Below are 25,331 nucleotides of genomic sequence, written 5' to 3' on the forward strand. Positions count from 1 at the left end.
CCCGGAACGGCGCCATCCTCAAATTATAATTTTGTGATTTGTTTGCCCTGTTTATAAACCCCGGCTAATATTATTTTTTTTACTTTAGTCCTATATTTTTACCGTATGAAATACTTCGAAGCCATTGGCAAATATTTTTTAATGATACGGGAGGTTTTCAGCAGGCCAACCAAGTGGGTCATTATGAAAAACCTCATTCTGAAAGAAATTGACGACCTGGTCTACGGTTCCCTGGGGATACTGATATTTATTTCCTTTTTCGTGGGCGGGGTTGTAGCCATACAGACCGCCCTGAATATGGACTCTCCCCTGCTTCCCAAATACCTGGTGGGATTTGCTACCCGTCAATCCGTGATACTGGAATTCGCCCCTACTTTCACCTCTATTATCATGGCCGGGAAAGTGGGGTCTTACATCACTTCCAGCATTGGCACCATGAGAGTTACCGAACAGATCGACGCCTTGGAGGTCATGGGGGTTAATGCCGTGAATTACCTGGTATTCCCGAAAATAGCAGCCATGTTGCTGTATCCTTTTATCATATCCATTTCCATGTTCCTCGGGATATTTGGCGGTTGGACAGCCAGCGTTCTGGGCGGTTTCAGTACCAGTGTGGAATTCATAGACGGCCTGCAGATAGATTTCAAGCCTTTTCATGTTTTTTACGCCTTTGCCAAAACCGCCATATTTGCCTTTATCCTGGCTACCATACCGTCCTTTCACGGCTTTTACATGAAGGGCGGGGCACTGGAAGTCGGCAAGGCCAGCACCACCTCGTTCGTATGGACCAGTGTGGTGATTATTATCATTAACTATATTATTACACAAATGTTGCTCGGCTGATGATCACTGTAGAAAACTTACATAAATCCTTTGATGGTACCCCCGTACTGAAGGGTATTTCCACTTCTTTTGAAAAGGGAAAGACCAACCTCATTATCGGACAGAGCGGATCGGGGAAGACCGTATTCCTGAAATGCCTGCTGGGCCTCTTTACTCCGGAGGAAGGAAATATCATATATAACGGCGAAGCCTATGCCGAAATGGATGACTCGGAAAAACGGGACCTGAGACAGGATATGGGCATGGTATTCCAGGGCAGTGCCCTTTTCGATTCCATGACCGTAGAAGAGAATGTGATGTTTCCCTTGAAAATGTTTACCAACAACCCGATCAGTGAAATGCAGGATCGTGTGGACGTTGTATTGAAAAGGGTAAACCTGGTAGATGCCCATTACAAATTCCCTTCCGAAATTTCCGGCGGGATGCAAAAGCGGGTGGCCATTGCCAGGGCCATTGTAAACAATCCGAAGTATCTGTTTTGTGATGAACCCAACTCCGGGCTGGACCCTAAAACGGCCATAGTCATTGACAATCTCGTACAGGAGATCACCCAGGAATATGATATCACCACCGTGATCAATACCCACGACATGAATTCCGTTATGGAAATAGGTGAGAAAATTGTTTTCCTCAAGGATGGCCACAAAGCATGGGAAGGGAGCAACAGGGAAATTTTTAAAACTGATAATGAAGCGGTAACCAATTTTGTGTACTCTTCCGAACTGTTCAAGAAAGTTCGTCAAATGTACATCGAAGAACGGAACTGACAAAAGACCGGGGAGTCCGGAGCTTATATCTCTTTGCTCCCGCGAACCCGGTTTCCGGTACTATCAGTTCAGTTGCTTAATCTCCACCTTGTCATTGCCCGTTTTTAACTGTAACCAGCTTTTCAGTTTTTCGAGTTCCTTATCGCGCTGTGACTGAGAGGCAGATGCTTTCCACTTCACGGTAAAAGCCGGAACTGTATCGGTTTTGGCAAAATCTGTCCGTATTTCGTTGGAAAAACCGAATTCGTTCACTCCGTCATACAACACTTTGGCTTCTTTGCTCAACTCATCAAAATCAATATCGGACGTAATTTTCCTGAGCCTTTCCACTTCTTCTTCCAAAAACCGAATTTTCTCCTCACTGTTCACCAGTTCCCGTTTGCTGGACTCGTATAGTTCATTTACGTATTGAAATTTTTGTTCCGAATCGCTTTGTCCGCCCTGAACGACCTTGAGTCTGGTATCTCTCAATGTCGGATAATCTGCTTGTTTCTGGTTTTCCCATGTATTAATCACATTTTCCGGAATGGCTTCATCTCCCATAAAAACCAGCTCGATACTCGATTTTCCTTCCCGGTCGTAATTGATCTCCGAGAGGTTTTCCAGAAACATCCCGCCTTTGGAGAACTGGTAGGGCGCTACCACCGTATGGATAAACTTCCGGGCATCATTTCTGAACCTCGACTCCTTCCATACGTTGAAAAACGTATATCCCGCCGGGATCATGACAATAATGGCGATCAGGGAGGCCACCCTCGAAATGGTCCTTCTCCTGGCCGAATTCACATACCGTACCATGGGAAAACGAAGTATCTTGAGCACCAGGAACGTGGCCAGGCCTATGAATATCGTATTGATAAGAAAAAGGTACATCGCTCCGGTAGCATACTCCCAATTACCTATGGCAAGTCCGAAACCTACTGTACACAACGGCGGCATCAACGCTGTGGCTATGGCTACCCCGAAGATCACGGTGGCAATGGTCCCCTTTTTGGCCCGGGCTATGACCAATGCCAGTCCGCCAAAAAATGCGATGAGTACATCGCGGATATCCGGCGCCGTACGCGCAAGCAATTCCGACGATTCATTCTGAAGGGGAAAGAACCTGAAAAACAAAAATGCCGTGAGGATACTGAGCCCCACCATAACGAGAAAGTTCTTTACAGACCTGCGCAGGGTATCCACATCATTGATAGCAATGGACATCCCCATACCCAATATCGGGCCCATAAGGGGAGAAATCAACATCGCCCCTATGACCACCGCAGTGGAATTGGCATTCAGTCCGACGGAGGCAATAAATATCGAGCATATCAGAATCCACGAATTGTGTCCCTTGAAGGGAATATCGTTTTTTATATGCTCTATCGTAGTTTCCTGGTCGGTATTGGAACGAATGTCCAGAAGTTCCCCGAAAAAAGTCTTGAGACTGCCCAGCAAGCCGGAAAAATCCTTCTTTACCTTTTCCGTACTGGTATTCTGACCACCATCCTTTTCTTCCGGCTGGCCCGTCGGATTCTCTTTTTCCTGCATATATTATTATATTAGATCTTCTCCAAACTTTTGTTTTACCTTTTGTAAAACTTCTTTAATATCCTGTTCTTTCTGCTTGGGGTAGATCAATAATACTTTTTTCTTTTCCACAACGATATAATCGTCCAGGCCATCGATGACCACCAATTTTTTTCCTGTGGTACGAATCATATTGTTGCTGGCATTCTCGGTTAGTGTCCGCGCATTGACCACGGCATTCCCGGAATCGTCCTTGGGCAGCTTTTCATAAAGCGAGCCCCAGGTACCGAGGTCATTCCAGTCAAAAGTAGCGGGCAGTACGTGTATATTGTCCGACTGCTCTAAAATAGCATAATCGATGGAAATGTTTTCTGCCGCGGCATAGTTTTTCCGTATAAATGTCCTCTCGCCCAAAGTGTTGTATTGGAGCTCTCCTTTTTTAAACAATCGGTACATTTCAGGTTGAAAAATCTCGAATGCCCGAAGAATACTTTTTACACTCCATATAAATATACCGGCATTCCAAAGGTAATTTCCGTGTTCCAGAAATTTTTTGGCCGTTTCATAAGTGGGCTTTTCCGTAAATTCAACCACTTTTTTCACCTTGTCATCACCCCGGTTATATTCGATATACCCGTATCCGGTATTCGGGAATGTAGGGGTAATGCCAAGGGTCATTAAAATATCTTCCCCGGCACATGCCTTAAAACAGTCCTTTACATTTGCGGCAAACTCCTCTTCCTGTTCAATCCAGTGGTCACTGGGTGCTACCAGGACAACGGCATCCGGGTTTTCCTTGCGTATTTTCATGGAGGCATACAGTATGCAGGGTGCCGTATTCCGCATGGCGGGCTCCAGCAATAACTGCCCGGGATTGGCCCTGGGAAGCTGTTCCAGCACCAGGTCTTTATACCGTTCATGGGTAAGGATACAGATATTCTCTTCCGGGATAATACGGCTCAGCCGGTTAAAGGTTTTCTGGATAAGGGTTTCGCCCGTACCCAGCATGTCGTGGAATTGCTTTGGAAATTCCGTAGTGCTGACGGGCCAGAAACGCGATCCGATACCTCCGGCCATTAATATTGCGTAGTAGTTTTTATTCAAGGTGAATTGTTTATGGTTTGTGATTCAAGGTTCAAAGTTTATTTTCGACCCTCTGCCCTGTTCCTACGAACCGGGAAGCAGTTCCACTTCCGCATTGGGGTTAAAAAGGTATACTTTTCCCGAGTGTACTTCCACACATTCATACCGTTTTATCTTCCTGTGCCCTTTGCGGAAAACTTTTCCGTTGTATATCCGAAACAGACTTCCATAGGGTAATTCAAAGATATAGTTTTTATCGTTATCCGGATCGAATTGTTTTAATGCCAGTGACAATGCTGCGTCGGTATCACTGCTTGCCCTGGGGTTCCTGAAGTGCCTGGCGAGTAAAGGCAGCAAATTATCCGGAAAAACAGCAGGATTCAGAAAGGGCAGCATTAACTGCCGGAACGTGTTTTTCCATTCTGCCCCGTGTGGTTTGATATTCGAACCGTATTTCCGAAAAGTCACCAGATGCGCTATTTCGTGTACCAGTGTAATGAAAAACCTGTACTTGTTCAAATTGGCATTAACGGTGATCTGATGCATCCCTCCCGGTAAACGACGGTAATCTCCGTGTCTGGTAACCCGTTCATTGACGATTTTCAGGTAAACCCCGTTTTCCTTTATCAACTCGAAACTCGGGTCGACCGCTCTCTCAGGCAGGTATTTTTGCAGAATTTCTTTCACGTTCAGTCGGTTTCCGGATCTTATATATCCGATGAAAACAACAAAATGGTTAGTATTGATCCCTGATTACGGAGTAGAATTGGACACTTGCAACAATTTACCGTTGTAATAGATATTCCCTGTCAGGGCAAAATCAAAAATATACGATGCCATTTCCCCGGCGGAAAGCGGTGCTTTATAGCCGGGGAAAGCCTCTTCCAGCATTTCGGTCTGTACGGCGCCCAGCGCCAGCACATTAAAAGAAGGGCCGGTTTCCTTATATTCTTCTGCAAGTAATTCGGTCAGGGTAATTACCGCACCCTTGGAAGAACTGTAGGCCGCCAGGCCCGGAAACTTCATACTGCCCTGCACACCTCCCATACTGCTGATGGTCACTACATGTCCTTCTTTTGACATATAAGGAGCAACGATCTTGATTATTTCCGCTACTCCGAAAACGTTGACCCGGTATACTTCTTCAAATTCTTCCGAAGTAATCCCGGCAAAAGGCTTGTTTACCAGTTTCCCCGCATTGTTTACAAGGATGTCCGCTTTTCCCCATTCCTCCGAAATAAAGGTATCCAGTTTCTTCAGGTCGTCCTTGCTGGAAATATCAAAGGAAAAAGCAGTGATATTCGGATGTTTCCAATCGGAAACGGGTTTATCGTTCCGGGACAGGGCCAGTACCCTGTGCCCTGCATCGGCACAAATTCTTGCCAACTCCAGTCCTATCCCCCGGCTTGTGCCGGTGATGATAATATTCTTCATAAACAGATTTCAGATTTTAGATGTGAGATTCAATGCCGGACTTACAATTTATTCCCTGCATTTATACATTATCTCATTCACTTATTGGCACATTACATTGACCTACTCACTGACAAATTCAATTTCATCAGTTTCCGCATTGGCCATTTTTTTCATCACGGGGATCATTTCGGAAATAAAGGAAGCCATATGCTCCGTATCCAACAGGGTGGCCTCGTCTCCTACCTTGTGGTAATGCTGAAAATTGGTGAAGTCAAAAGTGCAAACGGTTTGTGATGGCACATCAAACTCAAGGAAAAAGGGATAGTTATCAGACCTTTTGAACAATTGAAAATCCTTCGCCTTCGGTAAAAACCCTATGAGTTCCTTCCCGGCATATTCGTTCATCCTGTCTGCCATATTCGAATCTTCATAACCGGTAATATAAGCCGTGTAATCCGCTGTCATGGGTACACCTATCATTTCAAAGTTCACCATGGTATAAAGGTTCAGCTTTTCCGTAAGCAGCTTTCTGGCGAGATGCCTGGATCCCAGCAGTCCCTTTTCTTCGGCAGAGAACAAGGCAAATATAAGGCTCCTCTTATTCGACTTCGATTTTCCGAAATATTTTGCCAGCTCCAGTACCGCCGTGGTCCCCGAAGCGTTGTCATTGGCGCCGTTGGCAATAAAGTCATCGCCTTCCCCTTCATCCAGCACGCCTATGTGGTCGTAATGTGCGCCTATCAGAATAAATTCATCCTTGAGTCCAGGGTCATTCCCTTCTATATATCCCACTACATTAAAGGCAGGCTCTTTAAAATTGTCCAGCGTGTCCCTATAGGAAGAAAAATAAGGTTTTATCCCGTTTTCGGCAAATACTTGTTCTATATATGCTGCGGCTTTTTCAATTCCGGGGCTCCCGGCATCCCTTCCTTTAAGTGCATCGGATGCCAGAAATTCCACAGCTTTCCTGACATCGGCCGTATCTACTGTATAGGAGGATTCTGTAACAGGTTCCGGTGATTGCTGTGCCTGTGCATTCAGGCCTAAAATCAGTGTACAGGCCAGTGTCGCAATATAAATATGTCTTTTCATACGGAGATCAATTTAGACGTTGTTATGGCTAAAATATATAAAAAATCCCGTTCCCTCGAATATAAGGAACGGGATTCTGATTTATTTAACCGTCCGGAGACTAAGCCAGCATGGTCACCGGGTTCTCCAGAAAGTGTTGTAACGTTTGCAGGAATTGTGCTCCCGTTGCCCCGTCTACCGTACGGTGATCGCAAGCCAGGGTTATCTTCATAGTGTTACCCACTACAACTTCGCCGTTCTTCACTACAGGTTTCTGTACGATACCCCCAACGGAAAGAATCGCCGAATTGGGCTGGTTTATGATCGATGTAAATTCCTGTATACCGAACATTCCCAGATTAGACACCGTAAAGGTACTCCCTTCCATTTCCTGTGGCGTGAGTTTCTTGTTCCTCGCCTTTCCGGCAAGATCCTTGACCTGTGTCCCGATTTGTGTAAGGGTCATCTGATCGGTAAAGCGCAGTACGGGAACCACCAGGCCTTCTTCCACAGCCACGGCAACCCCTACATGCACATGGTGATTGTACAGCGTGGTATCTCCTTTCCAGGAAGTATTTACCTGAGGGTGTTTTTTCAGGGCCATGGCGCAGGCCTTCACTACCATGTCATTAAAGGATACTTTAATATCGGGCAGTGCGTTTATTTGTCCGCGGGAAGCGATGGCATTGTCCATATCCACTTCTATGGTAAGATAGTAATGCGGTGCGGTAAACTTAGACTCCGCAAGTCGCTTGGCAATGGTTTTCCGCATCTGCGAGTTTTTCACTTCCTCGGAACTTTCCTCGCCGGCAGGAACAAACGGCATCACTTTAGCAGCAGGAGCAGCTTCTCCTTTAGCTTCGGCCGGGGCGGCTTCTGCTGCGGCAGGTGTATAACTTTCGATATCCCTTTTAACAATCCTGCCGTTTTCGCCGGTTCCTTTTACCCTGGAGAGATCGATCCCTTTTTCTTCAGCCATCTTTTTGGCAAGCGGCGAAGCAAATATACGGCCTCCGCCCCGGGTTCCTCCGGTTGTTTCTTCGGGTGCAGATCCAGTACTTTCTGTTTGAGCCGCCGGGCCCTGCGTCTCTGTCGAAGCAGATTCTTTATCCTTTTTGGCTCCTCCGCCGGCAACGGCCTTGAGAACGGCATCTACGTCTGTTCCCTCAGGACCTATGATGGCAAGGACCTCATCTACGGGAGCAGATTCGCCTTCCGGAATACCGATGTGCAACAGGGTACCGGAATAGAACGATTCAAACTCCATTGTGGCCTTGTCGGTCTCTATTTCGGCCAGGATATCGCCTTCTTCTACCTCATCACCAACCTTTTTCAACCAGCTGGCCACGGTCCCTTCTTCCATCGTATCGCTCAGGCGCGGCATGGTAACTACCTCCACACCTTCCGGAATTTCGCCGGAGGCATCACCTCCTGTCGCTTCCTCTTCGGAAGCGCTGTTATCTTCTGTTTTTTCTTCTTCTTTGGTTTTCGATCCGCCGCCGCTCAGTAACGAAGAAATATCTTCTCCCTCTTCTCCTATGACAGCAAGCAGGGAATCCACAGGAGCACCTTCACCTTCCTGAATACCAATGTGTAACAGGGTACCGGAATAGAACGATTCAAACTCCATTGTGGCCTTGTCGGTCTCTATTTCAGCCAGGATATCACCTTCCTCTATTTTGTCTCCTACTTTTTTCAACCATTTTGCCACCACACCTTCTTCCATGGTGTCGCTTAATCTCGGCATATTAATTACTTGGGCCATAAGTACTATAATTTATGAGGTAAAAACGGATAATCTTCTTGTGCATACACCACATCATACATCACATTCTTATCCGGATACGGTGACTCTTCGGCAAATTTTTCGCATTCTTTCACCTTGTCTTTTACCCGCTTTTCTATTGTTTCTATTTCTTCGTCCGTAGCGTATTTTTTATCTTTAATAATATCCAGCACCTGGGTAATGGGGTCTATCTTCTTGTATTCCTCCACCTCATCCTTTGTTCTGTAGTGCTGAGCATCACTCATGGAGTGCCCCCTGTAGCGATATGTTTTCATCTCAAGAAAGGTAGGCCCGCCACCGCTTCGGGCACGTTCAATAGCCTCATCCATCGCTTCCGCCACTTTAACGGGATTCATTCCGTCCACCGGGCCACAGGGCATTTCATATCCGAGGCCTAGTTTCCAGATATCCGTGGTGTGTGCGGTCCTCGCTACCGAGGTTCCCATGGCATAACCATTGTTCTCACAAACAAAGACTACCGGAAGCTGCCACAACATGGCCAGGTTAAACGCTTCGTGAAGCGATCCCTGTCTTACAGCCCCGTCTCCCATGTAGCAAAGTGTTACCGCATTCCTTTTGAAATATTTATCGGCAAAGGCCATCCCGGCGCCGAGAGGAATTTGCCCTCCAACTATACCGTGCCCTCCGAAAAAGCCTTTTTCCTTGGAAAAGATATGCATGGAACCTCCGAGTCCCTGGGAAGTTCCGGTACTTTTACCGTAGAGTTCGGCCATAATTCTTTTAGGATCTACTCCCATGCCTATGGGCTGAACGTGGTTCCGGTATGCCGTTATCATTTTGTCCTTGGACAGGTCCATTGCATGGAGTGATCCTGCCAGGACCGCTTCCTGTCCGTTATACAAATGAAGAAATCCCCTCACTTTCTGCTGGATGTAAACCTGTGCCAGCTTATCTTCAAACTTTCTCCAGAACAGCATGTCTTCGTACCACTTCAGGTACACTTCTTTTGTTACCTTTTTCATGTGTTTATTTTTTTGCGCCGACCAAAATACGTAATCCCGATGATTATCGGGATGTCTTGCATATGGAATCGTCTTGCCCGTACATGGATTCGATACGATCGTACTCCGAGGAGCCATTCTCACCAAAAAACCATGTTCGCTGCATCAAAAATAGCTTAATTAGTCTTTAAAATTGTTGTCACTCCCCGAATTTTACTGCAAAGAGGACTTTTTAATTGCGAGATACAAAAGTAATATTTTAAACAAAAGTGAAAAAACGAAAAGAACAGTTTTATTCGGCTTTTTTGTTAAATTAGAAAAAGTCGCCGAACAAGGGAGATGAAAAGCAAAAACCCGCCTTCAAATGTATGCCTTTATTACAAATTGGACTTATCGAACAAAAGGGGAAGAAGGTCTTTCACGGAAGGTGCTTTTACCACCTTGCCGGTTTCTCCCATAAAATAAAGCACCAGGGGCTCTTCCTGTTTGACCTCGTATTCGGCCAGGCTCTGCCTGCATGCCCCACAAGGGGGTATGGGGGTAAGCACCGTATGGTTATCTGAAGCGGCAGATATGGCCAGCGCGTTGATCCTGACGTTCGGATATTTTGCCCCCGCCTGGTATACGGCCACGCGTTCTGCACACAACCCGGAAGGATAGGAAGCATTCTCCTGATTGTTCCCGATGACCACTTCCCCGTTGTCTAACAGGAGTGCCGCACCTACCTTAAACCTGGAATAAGGAGCGTATGCATTTTTCCTTACTTCTACAGCTTTTTGCATCAGGCCCCGGATCTCCTCGGGCAATTCGTCTATATCTTCATAAACGATAAGCCTGGATGTGATTTCTAATTCTTTCATAGCTAAAATTCCACAAAATCGTCCCCGAAATTAAACCGGAGTGAAAACCGCAGGGTATTTTCCAGGGGGTTCTCCACCCTGGATGTTGAAAACAGGTAGGATATGTCTATGGTTGTCGCATTGAACCGGAAACCGGCCCCGAGCGAAAAGAACTTTTTCGCCCCCTTGTCGTTACTTTCATTAAAATATCCCGTACGCAGGGCAAAAGCTTCCTGGTACATGTATTCCAGGCCCAGGGCCCAGGTGACCTCTTTCAGTTCTTCACTGAAACCGTCGGGAGCATCGCCAAACGAGTTGAAAATACCGCTCACAAAGCCTTCGTTATAATAGTCGTCTTCCGTATTTATTACCCCATCGCCATTAGAATCATTCGGGGTGGGCACCAACAGCTTGTTAAATTCTATTGCGGTCATTAGCCTGTTATCTGCATCAAAGATAAAGTCGAAACCGGCGCCCAGTCTCAGGTTGGTGGGAAGAAATTCTTCCTGGGTGTTATCGTTACTGTAACTGATCTTGGGGCCGATATTGGAAATATTAAACCCCCCGCGCCAACGTCCGTTAAAATTGGTATAAACCATTTCGGGCGACTGATAATAACCGGCAATATCCACAGCAAAGGAATTGGCCGCTCTGGCATCTGTTGCCCCCTCTACCTCAGTCAGCCTCAGGTCGGACCTCAGGTATCTTCCGGCTACGGCCATGGAAAACTGCTCACTGAGTTTCAGAGAATACGATCCGTCGAGGGCTATTTCATTGGGTTTCACTTCACGCCCCTGGTCATTGGCCGTTTGTCTGAATTCAAAACCACCCAGCCCGTAATAACGCAGGCTAAAGGCAAAGGCGCTTCTTTCGTTGACCCGTTTGTAAAAATTCAGGTTCAAAAGGCCTATATCGTTTACCAGTTCTCTCAGGTAAGGGGTATAACTCACCCCTACACCATACTGTTTTTCAGAAAAAACGTATTTGGCAGGGTTCCATTGTTGCGAAAAGGCATCGGGTGCGGTGGCAACCCCCATATCGGCCATACCTGCTGCCCTTGCATCTGCAGCAACAAGAAGGAAAGGCAATGCCGGATTAACGGGGCGGTAATTATTTTCCTGGGCATATATCGGTCTGAATACTGCCCATGAGGCAATAGCAATAAGGATACATATTTTTTTCATGTTCAGATTGGTAGATTTGTAACAAATATACTTTATAATTATAGTTATACAAGTTTCACATCCCAAATAGGCGGGCTCCTCCCCCTTTAACGTTATTTTTGGAAATATCTTGTGTTTGTCCCGCCTTCACTATGTGATTCTTTTCAGGTCCACGGCATTAAAAGCCCGTAGGTTCCACCGTTCTGCAACTGCTCGTACCCGGTATTACACAAAGCCGTCCTCCCTGCCGTACAAACGACAAAGTATTTTGTCCGGCGCATAATAATAAGTTCGATTAAACGTTATAAAAAGTGTCTCAACACAGTGAATTCATAAAAAGAATTTCGACACAAAAAAGTGAAAATATATCGTTAATTACTATATTGCACGAATATTTTTCGGACAACTCAAATCTTTTTTCTATGAAGATTAATTTTAAATTATTGGTATTGTCCTTAGCTCTGACCGGCGGGCTTGTGGGGTGTAAAAACTCCGGATCGAATTATAAAAATACATCAAGGGCCACCGGATGGAAAATAAACGACGGAGAAGGGGGCTTTGAATACAATACTAATTTTAAAGAACAGGAAACCGCTCCGGGCCTGGTTTTTATAGAAGGAGGTACTTTCACCATGGGGAAAGTGCAGGACGATATTATGCACGACTGGAACAATACGCCTACACAACAGCACGTGCAATCCTTCTATATGGATGAGACGGAAGTAACCAATCTTATGTACCTGGAATACCTGGACTGGCTAAAAAAGGTCTTCCCTCCCGGGACCCCAATGTATGAGAATATATATACCGGGGCACTTCCGGATACCATGGTATGGAGAAACCGCCTCGGGTATAATGAAGTGATGACCGACAATTATCTCCGTCATCCCGCGTATGCCAATTATCCCGTAGTAGGTGTTAACTGGGTACAGGCCGTACAGTTCAGTGAGTGGCGGACAGACCGGGTAAACGAACTGCAGCTCGAACAGGAAGGATATATCGCCGAGGGGACGAAAAACCAGGTGATGGCCGGCGACGTTGGCGGGACTTTCAGCACGGGAACCTACCTCATGAACCCCAATACGGCTTATGGGGGCAATATAGACAGCCTCCAGGGCAGGAAAAAAAATGAAGAAGACAGTACAAACGTATATGCCAAACTGACCAGTGGCGTGATCCTCCCCGGTTACAGGCTCCCTACAGAGGCTGAATGGGAATATGCTGCCATTGCCATTGTGGGCAACCGGGAGTATAACAATGTAAGAGGTCGGAAAAAATATCCCTGGGAAGGTGAGTATACCAGATCGTCCAAAAAATCGGCGAAAGGAGATCAACTGGCCAATTTCAAACAGGGAAAAGGAGACTACGGCGGTATTGCTGGATGGTCCGATGACGGTGCCGACATCACAGCCGAAGTAAAATCCTATCCTCCGAATGATTTCGGACTCTACGACATGGCCGGAAACGTGGCCGAATGGGTAGCCGATGTCTACCGCCCCATCGTGGATGATGAAGCCAATGACTTTAACTATTACCGGGGGAATATTTACACCAAAACCGCGATCAATGACGACGGGACCGTTGAAGTATTAAATCCGGATCAGGTCGTATATGACACCTTGCCCAACGGGAAGGTCATTGCCAAAAACCTGCCGGGGGAAGTGGTTAATACTCCGCTTACGGAAAAAGATACCTACCTGAGACCCAATTTTTCCAAGAGCGACAACAGGAACTACCGTGACGGCGACCAGAGTTCTTCCAGATATTTCAACAGGTTTTATCAGGAAGGTGAACAATCGGACGAAAGCAATACCCGGAAAATGTACAATTCCCCAAAACACAAGATCGAAACGGATGCAGAAGGGAACATGGTGCTGGAATACGATAAATCGAACCGAAGGACTACACTTATAGGCGATGATGTAAGAGTATATAAAGGCGGCTCGTGGAGAGACCGTGCCTACTGGCTCGATCCGGCCCAGCGAAGGTATTTGCCGCAATATATGGCTACCGACTACATAGGGTTCCGTTGCGCGATGTCCAGAGTCGGCTCCAAGGCCAAGAAAAAGCGAAAAAGACCAAGAGGCTGATAGCCCGAAATATGAAAAATAATATATTTCCCAGCCCCGGCACTGTAAACAGGTCGGGGCTTTTTTCTATTTTTACCACATGAACACGGAAGCGCTCTACCAGGTATACCTGTCGTGCAACAAGGTTTGTACAGATACGAGAAAACTCAAAAAAGGAGATATCTTCTTTGCCCTTAAAGGCGATAATTTCAACGGTAACACCTTTGCCGCAAGTGCTTTGGAACAAGGCGCCTCTTACGCGGTCATCGATGAAGAAGAGTACTCCGCCGGTGAACAAACCATCCTGGTTGACAACGTTCTGCACACACTCCAGCAACTGGCCCGGCATCACAGGAAAGCACTGAACATTCCCATACTTGCCCTTACGGGAAGTAACGGAAAAACCACCACCAAAGAGTTGATAAATGCCGTGCTTTTGCGAAAATTCCGCACCGTTGCCACAAAGGGTAACCTCAACAACCATATCGGCGTACCGCTAACACTCCTCGATATGGATCACACCACACAGATAGGTATTGTGGAAATGGGGGCCAATCATTTGCAGGAAATAAGCAAGCTGTGCGACATTGCCGAACCGGATTACGGATATATCACCAATTTTGGCAAGGCCCACCTGGAAGGATTCGGTGGCTTTGAAGGAGTTGTCCGGGGAAAAAGTGAACTCTACCAACATTTGATGCAGCGCAATAAGCTGGTATTCTACAATGCGGAAGATGCCATTCAAAAAGAAAAACTAAAAGCCTATCCCCGTAAATTCGGTTACGATACCACAGGCCATTCCGATGTTCGCGTATCATTTATCAGTGCCGACCCGTTCGTATCGCTCAAAACAGGACAAATCACCATAGACTCCCACTTAATCGGAAAGTACAACTTTAATAACATTACAGCCGCCATTACGATAGGCAAGTATTTTGATATCCCGGATAATGATATCAAAACAGCCATAGCGCAGTATATACCGGCCAACAACCGGTCACAGATCATAGAGAAAAACAGCAATACGATCATTCTCGATGCCTATAATGCCAATCCCAGCAGTATGAAACTGGCGCTGGAAAACTTCACTGCCCTACCCTATCGGCATAAAACGGTTATCCTGGGTGACATGTTTGAACTGGGCACTGATACCGATACCGAACACCAACATATTGCAGAACAGGTAGCAAGTCATCCTTCCGGCAGTGTCATACTGATAGGAGAGCACTTTTTTAAAACAGATTCCGAACACCTGAAATTCCGGACATTCGATGAACTGAAGGACTATCTACTGCAAAATAAACTGCAAAACCGGTCCATACTCATTAAAGGCTCCAGGGGGATGGCCCTGGAGCGGGTGCTGGAATTGTTATAGTTCGAATAAAAGTTTTCGGATTTCCCGGGCGGCACCTATCTAAACCTCCCCTCCCATAAACGGGTCGGTCCTGGAGTGTTTTCCGGTTTCAACTCTTCCGGCATATCGCCTTGCGAATATCGGCACGCCTTCTATTTTCACCGAAAAATCATACCATCCGTAGCTTTTACCTGTGGGAACTACGATCGTTTCCCGGCTATCGGCTTTAATTCGCCCTGCGTATTCGGGATTTTTATAAGCACGGTCCGTGACCGCTACCCGAATGTCCCTGTCAGAACGGTTAACAATCCTTAGCGCCACATTACCGGACAGTTTTTTTATAAACCTTCCCTTTTCTTCATAACCACAGGTTATTTCCACCTCCGGATCATCGGCATTTCCCGAGAATTCCCGGTAAAAACCGTTGGGGCCATACACCCTCAGGTGATAGTTTTCCGCCTCAAAATGATCCAGGGGCCATTCATCCTTTAAAATATCTCCTGCACTTACAGCATACGGCCATGCCCCGACCGCTTCAAAAACCCGGTTCCCGTCCCTGCCTTTCTGCAGATATTTTCCGGGGGCATAAACATTGAACGGCGCACCTGCGGCCTCATTCCCGAAAACATGATCTGCCGCATTAAAGGAAATACAGAATGTTTTTTTATCCTTGCTGAGCATGCCCTCCACATAAAGTTCATAGGGCAATGCACAGGAATCCTTGACCCCGGGCTCCTGCCCGGGCAGGAAAGGAACATTGCGGTCCTTTTTCGCCTGTCTGATTTCTGCATCAGACAACACGGTAAAATTGGAAGGCACATCTTTAAAGCCTGCATTATATACTTCCTGCATTAGTTTGTTTCTGTCCACAAACTCCGGGTAATTGAAGGCCAAAGCCTCATATGGCCTGAATGCCGAACTCAGGTCACTGCAAACTGTTCTTCGCCAGTTGCTGATATTGGTTTCTTTTATTTCCTTACCGGACTTCCTGCTAAGCCATTTTTCCATGAACATCAGTGTAGAGGTAATATCGCATACTTCCGAATTTACCCATCCGCCTCTCGTCCAGGGGGACGCTACGATCATGGGAACACGGTATCCCAGTCCCACCGGGCTCTCCCTCGCCTCTTCCCGTTTCCGGCCTTTTTTCAGTTCCTCCTCCAGCATAACATACTCCTGTACCGGGTTGAGTTCTTCGGAAAAGGCTTGTTTGTGTTCAGGGTTCGGGGCTACAAACGGAGGAACATGGTCAAAATAGCCGTCGTTTTCATCGTAGGTGAGGATAAATACCGTTTTTTTCCAGACCTCGGGATTCTTGGTAAGGATGTCCAGCACCTCAGACACATACCATGCACCGTACCAGGGGGCACTGGGATGGTCAGAGAATTTTTGCGGGGCCACCAGCCACGATACGGACGGGAGCTTCCCGTTATTCACGTCTTCCCTGAACTGATGGAGTATATCGCCTTTTGGCACTTTTATGCTTCGTTCTTCACCCTTATCAGAATAGGTTATGGTTTCCGTCTCGTGATAATACGGGTCATTTATATTGGTCGTAAAGGCCTTTTTGTGCAGGTTTTTGTGAAATTCCGAAAGTTTTTCAAAATTATCCGGATGCCATACCCTGAGTTCCTCCTTTATCTTTATAAGTTGGTTCTTTTTCTGTTCCAGTTTGTTCCGCAGCTTCTGGACCCGGGCTTTCGGTAATTTACCGACCTTTTTTTCAAGCTCGGATATTTCCGCGGGCAACTCCGAAAGCCTTTTCTTAAGGAAATTCCGGTGTCCTTCGCTAAAGCGTACATTAAATCGGGAAAACCATTCCAGGTTATTGTCCGTAAAATTGGCGAGTAACGATTCGTCTTCCCCTTCCAGTTCGGTTTGCAGGCTGATCTCATTTTGATAAACCCTCCAGGAAATACCGTTTTCTTCCAGTCGTTCCGGGAAGGTTTTCCATTGGGCTTCGCGGTTGTAGTATACTTCGGAATTCCTCACATTGGCCTCAGCAGTAGGTGAGGCTTTATGCGTTCCGCTCCAGAAAAACAGCCTGTTGGTTGTGGTTCCCGTTAAAGACGAGCAGAAATGCTGATCGAATACGGTAAACGCATCGGCAAAGGCATAGTAAAAGGGGAGGTCTTCCCGGTTGTAGTACCCCAGGGTAAACGGGATATCTTTATATGCTTTCCGCCAGGTCTGCTTTGCTTCGAGCCATTTGTCGTATTTCCCGTTATTGCGGGCATCGACCTGGTTTTCCCATGAATGGGGCAGGTCGCCCATCCAGGTGGCTTTCGTATCTTTCATGTTCAGGCGAAAAGGCGCATAGGTCTGTCCTTTTTTATTGCTTTGCAGCCATACCGGGTTTTTATCCGGAAGGGTTATGGCCCGGGGGTCATTATACCCCCTCACCCCTTTCAGTGTACCAAAACAGTGATCGAAAGAACGGTTTTCCTGCATCAGCAAAACCACGTGTTCGGCATCGTAGAACGTACTGCCTTCTTCCGGATTAATGGCCAGTGCCTTCTGTATCGACGGGGGAAATACCATTGACATCCCCATACCTCCGGAAAGCATGGCTGCTTTTTTTAGAAATTCTCTTCTGGTGTCCATTTTATACAGTCTTGTAATTTCAAGGTTCCACAATTTAAGGGGGAGCCCCTAAAAGCTCCCCCGTCCAAAACTACATAACTCAAAACTTTTTCACTCCTGTAAGATCCACATCGCTTCATTGACATTATCATTGCCATCATACTGGCGGCTTATGGCTTCGTTTACATTTTCGCTGTTGTAATTCAGCTCTTCCTGCGGATACATCCAGCGTACAGGTAATTTATCCGCGGGAATGTTTTCATTTGATTCCGGGTTGACAGGGAATTCCGGATACCCTGTTCTCCTGTTCTCAAAAAATGCTTCCAGCGGTGCCTGCAGAAAGGTACAAAGATATTTCTGGGTAACGATCTGTTTTAACTTTTCTCCGGTAGCAGAGCCCAGTTGTACACCGGGGGTGCTTACATAGTAATTTTCTATGTAATCCTCATCCATAATCCGGTTGTGGTGAAAAGGGGGCTCATCAGAATTCGGATTTCCCGGGGTATTGTCAGCCACAAAATACATGGCCGCTTTAATGCCGTCCCTGTAATAAGTTTCAGCGTCTCCCGAAATCCAACCGCGAACAGCCGCTTCGGCAAGCATGAATTGCACCTGTGCATAGCACAGCATAAACACAGGCTCTCCTTCCGGGATATATTTGTATCTTTTATTGATATCAGAATAGTTTTTGGAAGCGTGTATATCCTGCATTCGGGCATATACCAGTGACGGATCTGTCCCCTTATAAGCGTCAAAATCGGATATTTCCGCGCCAGCTTCCACGAGTACCGGAGAAGGTTCTGCATAATAGAACAGGCGATAGTCTTCCAATGCCTTCAGGTTGTCAATCAATACATCAGAGACCATAGGATAAATCATAAACTGGTTGCCGAGTTCGTTAAAAGGGTACCTCTGGTTTTGTGCTGCTGAAAAAACCAACGCAAAGTTATCTTCATTGCTTTCAAACACCGGTCGGTTATTTACAATATCACTGAAGCGCTCTATCACTTTGAGGTCGGTATCTCCTGTTTTTTTATAGAGGTTGAGCAATACTTTCAATGCAAACGAATTGACCATCTTACGCCATTTTTCCGGGTCCCCGTTATAGATCATATCCCCTTCAAAGGCACTTCCGTCCGCAAAAAGCCTGTCCGCTTCATCCAGTTCGTTCAGGATACCGAGAAATACTTCCTTTTGTGTATCGTACTTCGGTCTTAAATTGGTTTCGCTTTCTCCCTTAAGGGCATCGCTATACGGAATATCTCCCACTTTCATGGTCAGGTCAAAAAAAGTATATGCACGTATAAAATGGCCAAGCCCCTTATACGAGTTCTTAATTGCCTGGTCCAGACCTTCTGTAGACTCCGCATACCCGATCATTTTTTCCGCATTGATCAACCGCGTCATCTTGTCGAAATCAATACGTCCGAAATCGTTGTACTGTTCTCCCTGTGCAAATTCGCTCCACAGCACATATTTGCTTATCAGGTGCGGGCTCATAAACGATTTCTGGGAACTGTAATCATCCCGGGTAATATTAAGTATAAGTCCCGAGGCAAGTGTTTCCGGGCTTCCGGAAGTAATACCGTCCGGATTGGTATTCAATTCGTCAAAGTCATCAGTACACGCTGTAAAGGTTATTGCAAATACAAAACACAGCAAACGTTTTATAGTTTTTCTTTCCATGGTCGTTATTTTTTAGAATTATCCGGGTGTCCTATATGCAGGTTGATGTTTAGTCCTACAAATCTCTGGGAGGGCGATGTAAGATCGCTATCCGAATTAAAGTCCGGATCAGCGAAACGGAAATCCCTGGCCCACAGGAACACGTTCTGGGCAGTCAGTGACACCCTTGCACGACTGAGCCCCCATCTTTCACTTATGGATTTCGGAAGCGTATATCCAATGGCAATTTCCCTGAGTTTAACAAAAGTGGCATCCGTAGCACCGAATGTGCCATCGCCATACCTCCTGGCATAGGTTTCGTAAGAAACTTTCGTTTCATTAGGCCGATATGTCCGGGTATCTTCAACAATACGGCCATACTGATCGTAAGTTGCAGATCCCGAAGCTACCTGTACCCCATTACCGACATAAGAAATATTACCATTTACCACCTCGTCATAACGCCATTGGTTATCGCTGTCCGGATGTGCCCCGGTGTCCCACATTTTATAAGCGGAATAGTTGTTGAGCAATCCTCCTACACGACCGTCAAAGCTAAGATGGAAATCAAAGTCCTTCCAGGTAAATGAATTGGTAAAACCCCAGATAAAGTCCGGATCTGAATGCCCGAATAAAGAGGTATGGTCACTTTGCACCGGTAGTCCACCCGAATTATGAATCAAATTACCCTGCGGATCGCGCAGCCATGCCCTTCCTGTATAATTATCAACACGCCCTCCAGGTCGGGTCCACAAATTGTCCGGGGAATACACCGGATCCAGGTCTTTGTAATACTGATGCGTCCTGGCCCAGTTTACGGCCACATCCCAGCTAAAATTGTCCTTTTTTATAATTCCCGCGTTGAGTGTTACCTCTATTCCCCGTCGCACCCTGGTTTCTTCGGTATTTACCAGAATAGAAGTGAATCCGGAAGATGCCGGTATTGTAGCATATATCTGGCGATCGTAATCAAAGATATTGTAATATGCAACATCTACATTCAACCTGTTCTTAAAAAGGTAGGCCGCCGTGCCTATTTCCCAGGTCCTGCTTACTTCCGGCAGCACATCTTCATCCCTACGGATAGTATTGGTATACGAAGCCGTATTATATGAATCCCAGGCTCCAATGCCAAGATCATAATTTACATTGGTGGCATACACGCCCAAATCCTTTTTAGAGACTGTCCATGACCCTCTCACTTTCCATAAATCCAGCCATAGTGGTAATTCTGCGAGTTCATTTATCAATACACTTCCTGCAACAGACGGGTAAAAAAATGACCGGGTGGATGAGGGGAGGGAAGAACTCCAGTCGTTACGCCCGGTAACGTCGACAAAAACGGCATCTTTCCAGGCAAAAGAAGCCAGACCGAAAAGACTGTTTACCTGCTTCCTATTGCGATACGTCCATACATTCGGTCTTTCCACCGAATTGTTCAGGGAATATATATCCGGCACCACAAGTCCGTTTCTGGTGGAACTTCCCAGATATTGATCTTCCCATTTATACATGGAAGCGCCTGCGGTAAGATCTATATCAATATCTCCTATTACTTTCTTTTTCTCATAATTAAACAACAGGTCCGTATTCAGACTGTACCCTCTGTACTCGTCCTGACCAAACATACCGTTGGCATGCCATCCCCTGGTAGAATAGATTCCCGGAGGATTCCTTTTGGTCGTTTCATTAGCGTAGAAATCATACCCTATCCTCGCCGTGATTTTTGCATTTTCAAACACTTTATAGGTAGACGTCAGGTTGATATTGGTCATATTCCTTTCTACACCGTTCAACTTTTCATAAGCAATCAGGTACGGGTTATCATACCACGCCTTGTAGTGCCAGTTCTGTTGCTGGTTGGGCACCACCCAGTAATCCCTGAATTTCTTCAGGTCGTATTCCGGACCCGTCCACATTAGTATCTGATAAATAAACCCCTGGTCCCCATATCCCGCTCCGGTAGTCTGGGGTGCTGTACTTCGGTTATAACCTACATTTCCCTGCAGTTCAAAATCATCTCCGAGTTTCAGTTTTCCCACAACATTCATGTTCAAACGATTCAGGCGAAGGTTGGGATACTGCCCTTTATTGTACACATGGGTAAGGGAGGTCCGTATGGAACCTATCTCACCTGAACGGGCAAAGCTGATGTTATTATTGGCAATAAACCCTGGTTCCAGGAAATTCTTGAAATTGTCTTTCCCCCGGGAAGTCAATTCCATCTCTTCCAATTGCTTGGTCTCCGGATTCCATTGTTCCCGCATAATCCCATGATCCAGCTTATTTCCCCATACATAATCTATGGAGTTATACTCTCCTCCTATACCTGCACTATAAGAATGCTGTACTTTGGGCAGTGCCAGGTAGCCGGCAAATATCATATTATTACTGTTTATACTAATACCGTTCCCTCCGCTCTTGGTAGTAATAATTATAGCGCCTCCGCTACCTCTGGAACCATACAGTGCAGAGGCCGTTGCTCCTTTCAAAACATCCATACTCGCAATATCATCAGGTGCAATTTCCCTTAAGCTCATATTACCATACGGTATTCCGTCCACTACAAGCAGGGGATTGGTGCTTCCTCCCCTTAAACGGATGTCGGGCGCCTCATCAAACTCCGTACTGTTCTGTATCCACAGTCCGGCCACTTTTCCTGTCAGCGAAGTGGCCACATCCACTCCTTTTACTTCCTGTACAGCATCGCCGCTTACCCGTTGTACGGAATATCCCAGTTTTTTCTCTTCCCGCTTTATCCCTAATGCCGTGACCACCACATTATCCAGTTCCTGGATATCCTCCTGCATGGCAACGTCAATTTCCGTACGGGTACCTACAACTTCTTCCAGCTTCCCGAACCCGATATAGCTGAACACCAGCACACTTTGTTCGCCGGGGACGTCAAGTTCATAGTGCCCTTCCATATCGGTTATCGTACCCCGGGTACTTCCCTTTACAAGTACGGACACCCCGGGCAACGGAAACCCATCATCGACAGAGGTTACCCTACCTGTTACCCGGATACTTTCCTGTGATGTCTCTGTACTTTTACCGGACCTCATATTAACACTGATAACATTGTCCACACGCTTAAACCGCAATCCCGTAAGGGCAGCAACTTCCCTCAACAATGTTTCCAGGGATATTTTCCGTTTTTTCAAAGAAATTCTCTTCGCATCGTCCACCACCTTTTTATCGTAGAAAAAACTGAAGTCCGTTCGGGACTCCACGATCTTAAAAAATTGCTCCAGTGAAATGTTCTGTTCATCAATACTGAGGAACACTTCACTCAAATCAGTGTTTCCCTGTTCTTTCTCACTGTTATCGTTCACAGCATATGAACTAAAAATACCGAACAGGAGCAACGGGATACAAATCCAGCCCCTGCACAACGAGGCAGGCCGTTTCATCTTGTTTTTCATTTTTAAATTGGTTTAGTTAATTGGTTCGTATTGAATTTCCGTTTTTATTATCAGGATAGATAACCACTTCCCTGCCCTGCACCCGGTATGCCACCCCCGATGTAAATTCCAGGCTTTCCAGTACCGTTTTCAGGCTTTGATTCTTAAAGCTTCCGGTTACTTCCAAACTCCGGCCTTCGAGGTTTTTCACGGTAATGTTCACATCATACCACCTTTCTATCCTTCGTACGAATTCATCCATCCCTGCATCCCGGAACACCAGTATTCCTTCTTTCCAGCCAAGTTCTTCTTCAAAATCGAAATGGGACTTCCCGGATAGTCTGAAATTGTCGCTCACCCTCAATTTTTCTCCCGGAGACAGGAAAAAGGACGTTGTATCATCTGATACCGTTTCCACCGATACCGAACCTCTTTCCAGGGCTATACTCATTTCTTCACCCCGGTAAGCCCTCACATTAAATGCCGTTCCGTGAACCGTAGTATTGATCTCGCCCGAGCTTACGATAAATTGTTTGACCGAATCGTGTTGCACATCAAAATAGGCCTCCCCTTCCAGATAAACCACTCTCTTACCGGAACTGAATTTCACGGGATAGCGCAATGCACTCCCCGCATTTAAAATAACCCTGCTGTTATCGGGAAGATAAAACGACATTTTTTGTCCCTTCGGACTGAATTTCGTAACCAGGGCTGTTTCGGCCGGTTGTTTTTTCGCATCGGAAAGTTGCCCGGTTTTATACATAAATGTTGCCAGTAGAAAAAGGATCAAAACCGCTGCCGCTCCCCGGAAAATAAGCGGGTATAGCGATGTAGTGCGCAAACGCTGTTTTTTTCTGTGAAGTACGGGTTTCTCTCCCAATACATTGCGGAGTATCTCTTCCTTACGCGCCCCGATCCTGTCCGAACTCCTGTAATCCACACCAAGTATTATGGCCCTGGCTTCGTAGAAACTGTCCCTGGCCTCCGGGTGTTGTTCCAACCACCGCTGCCAATGATAGTTTTTAGTTTCCGCCGGATTTTTGACCCAGTCCACAAAAGCCGGATCAGACAAAAAGAAACCTATATCGTATTCTGAACTTTCCAATATTCCCTGCCTTTACAAGATAGACAAGGAAAAACCGAAAATGACATCGGTTTTTTACAAAAAAATTTTAAAAATGTGTTCTGAGCACCTTTACAACCCTGTATATCAGATTCCTGACTGATTTCACATTCCTGTATCCCATAAGTTTCCGGATCTCCCCATAGTCCATACCCTTATAAAAGTAGTAATACACAGCCTCCCTTTGCTTTGCATCAAGTGAACGGAGCGCCCGGTCGAGCTTTTCCATCCGTTCCTTCTGTTCCTGATGAAATATGACAAGGGATTCGTGAGGGAGGGAAAACTCGAAAGATTCGTGGAAAACACCTTCTCTGCGATTGCCCTTCTTCAGGTTCAATATCCTTCTTTTGAGACACTGAAACAGAAACAACCGGATGGAATTTTTTATTCCGGGCAGTTTTTTTCGCTTCTGCCTGAGGTCTATGAATAAATCCTGGATACAATCTTCCACCTGGGTCAGGGATACGTATTGAATCCCGAAATGGCACAGTTCTTCGAAATACGTATCATAAATAGCGATAAAAGCTCCTTCATCGCCTTCCAGGAACCTTTCCCAGGTTTGTTTCTCATCAGGGATTTCCGGTTTTTTATCCGGTAATGAACTTATCCTCCTTCCTGTGGAAATATCTTTGTTTTCCTTCTGGAGTTCCTCATGTTTCAGACGGTGTAGCATTTTCTGAGCGTACAGTTTCCCGGTTGGTTAAACATCTTGTGATTTAAAATATGAGTAGGCAAGGCAAAAAAACAATCGCAGAACTACAGGTAAGATTCGGTAAAGACCATAAAAATGTGTTCGAAAACATGTTTTGCAAGTATATAGATAAAAAATGAATAATCAAACTATTAAATTTTTAAGAAATATGTAAAAGGATAATAAAAGAAGGGGCACTTTGTCACTGCAAAGATGCTGGAAACCATGCTATGAAAGATTGTGTTAGTATCACCAAAATATTATTAGGTTACGGTACAACTGTGAAAATCCGGGTATACATTAACCGGAATCATGCTTCGGTAAAAGAAACAACTACCTGGTCTCAAGATTGGCCATTCCAACATTTATCATAATCTTGTCCAGAAAAATCAATATTTTTGTCCCGCTCCACCAACTACCCTAAAGCACTCATAATTATGGAAAAAAGAGAAAAAATACTGAATGCCGCCCTCGAACTTATCATCCGCCGGGGACTGCAACACACTCCCATGTCACAGATAGCAGACAAAGCCGGGGTGGGTATGGGAAGTGTTTACAAACGCTTTAAAAACAAGGAAGACATTGTCAACGGCATCTACGTAAAGATCAAGACGGAAGAAGCAGCCCTGATCTTTGTCAATTACGACAAACGCAACAGTGTATACGATACCTTTTACGACGTCTACGGACGCATGATCGACTATTTTCTTCAAAACCCGTTAAAATTCAATTTTATAAGCCAGTATGCCTTCTCCCCGATCATCGAGAAAACAACCCAGAAGGAAGCCATGGCTCGGTTTTATTCTTTTGACGAAATGTATGCCAGAGGATTGGAACAAGGATTATTTAAAGACCTGGCATCATCTCACCTTACTTATTTTGTGTTCGGTTCCATTTGCTCCTGGTTGAAATGTGCGTCGGAATTACAACTTACCGTGAATCCCGAAATGAAAGCACAATTCCTGCAAATGGCCTGGGACTCCATTAAAAAGTAGGGGAA

General features: G+C 45.8%; 19 protein-coding genes. 5 read left to right on the forward strand and 14 right to left on the reverse strand.

Annotated features, from left to right (window positions below; translation table 11 throughout):
- Positions 1–105 precede the first annotated feature (105 nt).
- Positions 106–843, forward strand: coding sequence for an MlaE family ABC transporter permease (locus LS482_RS06265; RefSeq protein ID WP_233030896.1), 738 nt, complete (start codon positions 106–108; stop codon positions 841–843).
- Positions 843–1,610 carry an ABC transporter ATP-binding protein gene (locus tag LS482_RS06270; protein WP_233030897.1) on the forward strand — a complete coding sequence of 256 codons (768 nt, stop codon included), beginning with the start codon at positions 843–845 and terminating at the stop codon, positions 1,608–1,610. Before LS482_RS06265 ends, LS482_RS06270 begins: the two co-directional genes overlap by 1 nt.
- Before the next feature lie 63 nt (positions 1,611–1,673).
- On the opposite strand, the gene LS482_RS06275 is transcribed toward LS482_RS06270, so the two are convergent.
- The 9 genes from LS482_RS06275 to porV all read right to left on the reverse strand — a co-directional run bounded on the left by LS482_RS06275 (position 1,674) and on the right by porV (position 11,463).
- Positions 1,674–3,143, reverse strand: coding sequence for a TIGR00341 family protein (locus LS482_RS06275; RefSeq protein ID WP_233030898.1), 1,470 nt, complete (start codon positions 3,141–3,143; stop codon positions 1,674–1,676).
- Between the two features lie 6 nt (positions 3,144–3,149).
- Complete coding sequence (locus LS482_RS06280; RefSeq protein ID WP_233030899.1) at positions 3,150–4,226, reverse strand: mannose-1-phosphate guanylyltransferase; 1,077 nt, start codon at positions 4,224–4,226, stop codon at positions 3,150–3,152.
- Positions 4,227–4,289: 63 nt separating this feature from the next.
- Positions 4,290–4,892, reverse strand: coding sequence for a SprT-like domain-containing protein (locus LS482_RS06285; protein WP_233030900.1), 603 nt, complete (start codon positions 4,890–4,892; stop codon positions 4,290–4,292).
- 66 nt (positions 4,893–4,958) lie between these two features.
- Positions 4,959–5,639: an SDR family NAD(P)-dependent oxidoreductase gene (locus tag LS482_RS06290; RefSeq protein WP_233030901.1), complete on the reverse strand. Its 681-nt coding sequence runs from the start codon at positions 5,637–5,639 to the stop codon at positions 4,959–4,961.
- Positions 5,640–5,741: 102 nt separating this feature from the next.
- On the reverse strand, positions 5,742–6,713 hold the full coding sequence (locus LS482_RS06295; RefSeq protein ID WP_233030902.1) for a M28 family metallopeptidase: 972 nt from the start codon (positions 6,711–6,713) through the stop codon (positions 5,742–5,744).
- Between the two features lie 100 nt (positions 6,714–6,813).
- Positions 6,814–8,457 (reverse strand): pyruvate dehydrogenase complex dihydrolipoamide acetyltransferase, encoded by a 1,644-nt coding sequence (locus LS482_RS06300; protein ID WP_233030903.1) that lies wholly within the window; start codon positions 8,455–8,457, stop codon positions 6,814–6,816.
- A 5-nt stretch (positions 8,458–8,462) separates the two neighbouring features.
- Positions 8,463–9,461: a pyruvate dehydrogenase (acetyl-transferring) E1 component subunit alpha gene (gene pdhA / locus LS482_RS06305; protein WP_233030904.1), complete on the reverse strand. Its 999-nt coding sequence runs from the start codon at positions 9,459–9,461 to the stop codon at positions 8,463–8,465.
- Positions 9,462–9,817: 356 nt separating this feature from the next.
- Complete coding sequence (gene cdd / locus LS482_RS06310) at positions 9,818–10,300, reverse strand: cytidine deaminase (RefSeq protein WP_233030905.1); 483 nt, start codon at positions 10,298–10,300, stop codon at positions 9,818–9,820.
- 2 nt (positions 10,301–10,302) lie between these two features.
- The gene (porV, locus tag LS482_RS06315) at positions 10,303–11,463 is read right to left on the reverse strand and encodes a type IX secretion system outer membrane channel protein PorV (RefSeq protein WP_233030906.1); all 1,161 of its coding nucleotides are present in this window, start codon (positions 11,461–11,463) and stop codon (positions 10,303–10,305) included.
- A 401-nt stretch (positions 11,464–11,864) separates the two neighbouring features.
- On the opposite strand from porV, the gene gldJ reads away from it, so the two are divergent.
- Positions 11,865–13,532 carry a gliding motility lipoprotein GldJ gene (gldJ, locus tag LS482_RS06320; protein WP_233030907.1) on the forward strand — a complete coding sequence of 556 codons (1,668 nt, stop codon included), beginning with the start codon at positions 11,865–11,867 and terminating at the stop codon, positions 13,530–13,532.
- Positions 13,533–13,611: 79 nt separating this feature from the next.
- Positions 13,612–14,886, forward strand: coding sequence for a UDP-N-acetylmuramoyl-tripeptide--D-alanyl-D-alanine ligase (locus LS482_RS06325; RefSeq protein WP_233030908.1), 1,275 nt, complete (start codon positions 13,612–13,614; stop codon positions 14,884–14,886).
- A gap of 39 nt (positions 14,887–14,925) precedes the next feature.
- On the opposite strand, the gene LS482_RS06330 is transcribed toward LS482_RS06325, so the two are convergent.
- The 5 genes from LS482_RS06330 to LS482_RS06350 form a co-directional block, all read right to left on the reverse strand.
- Positions 14,926–17,469 carry a phosphocholine-specific phospholipase C gene (locus tag LS482_RS06330; RefSeq protein WP_233030909.1) on the reverse strand — a complete coding sequence of 848 codons (2,544 nt, stop codon included), beginning with the start codon at positions 17,467–17,469 and terminating at the stop codon, positions 14,926–14,928.
- 90 nt (positions 17,470–17,559) lie between these two features.
- Positions 17,560–19,134 carry a SusD/RagB family nutrient-binding outer membrane lipoprotein gene (locus LS482_RS06335; RefSeq protein WP_233030910.1) on the reverse strand — a complete coding sequence of 525 codons (1,575 nt, stop codon included), beginning with the start codon at positions 19,132–19,134 and terminating at the stop codon, positions 17,560–17,562.
- Between the two features lie 5 nt (positions 19,135–19,139).
- Positions 19,140–22,538, reverse strand: coding sequence for a SusC/RagA family TonB-linked outer membrane protein (locus tag LS482_RS06340; RefSeq protein ID WP_233030911.1), 3,399 nt, complete (start codon positions 22,536–22,538; stop codon positions 19,140–19,142).
- A 16-nt stretch (positions 22,539–22,554) separates the two neighbouring features.
- Positions 22,555–23,622, reverse strand: coding sequence for a FecR family protein (locus LS482_RS06345; protein WP_233030912.1), 1,068 nt, complete (start codon positions 23,620–23,622; stop codon positions 22,555–22,557).
- A 67-nt stretch (positions 23,623–23,689) separates the two neighbouring features.
- The gene (locus LS482_RS06350) at positions 23,690–24,313 is read right to left on the reverse strand and encodes an RNA polymerase sigma factor (RefSeq protein ID WP_233030913.1); all 624 of its coding nucleotides are present in this window, start codon (positions 24,311–24,313) and stop codon (positions 23,690–23,692) included.
- A 455-nt stretch (positions 24,314–24,768) separates the two neighbouring features.
- Between LS482_RS06350 and LS482_RS06355 the strand changes: the two genes are divergently transcribed.
- Positions 24,769–25,326, forward strand: a complete 558-nt coding sequence (locus LS482_RS06355; RefSeq protein WP_233030914.1) for a TetR/AcrR family transcriptional regulator — start codon at positions 24,769–24,771, stop codon at positions 25,324–25,326.
- The last annotated feature ends 5 nt before the right edge of the window (positions 25,327–25,331 follow it).

It is taken from the genome of Sinomicrobium kalidii (assembly GCF_021183825.1).
GTDB lineage: Bacteria > Bacteroidota > Bacteroidia > Flavobacteriales > Flavobacteriaceae > Sinomicrobium > Sinomicrobium kalidii.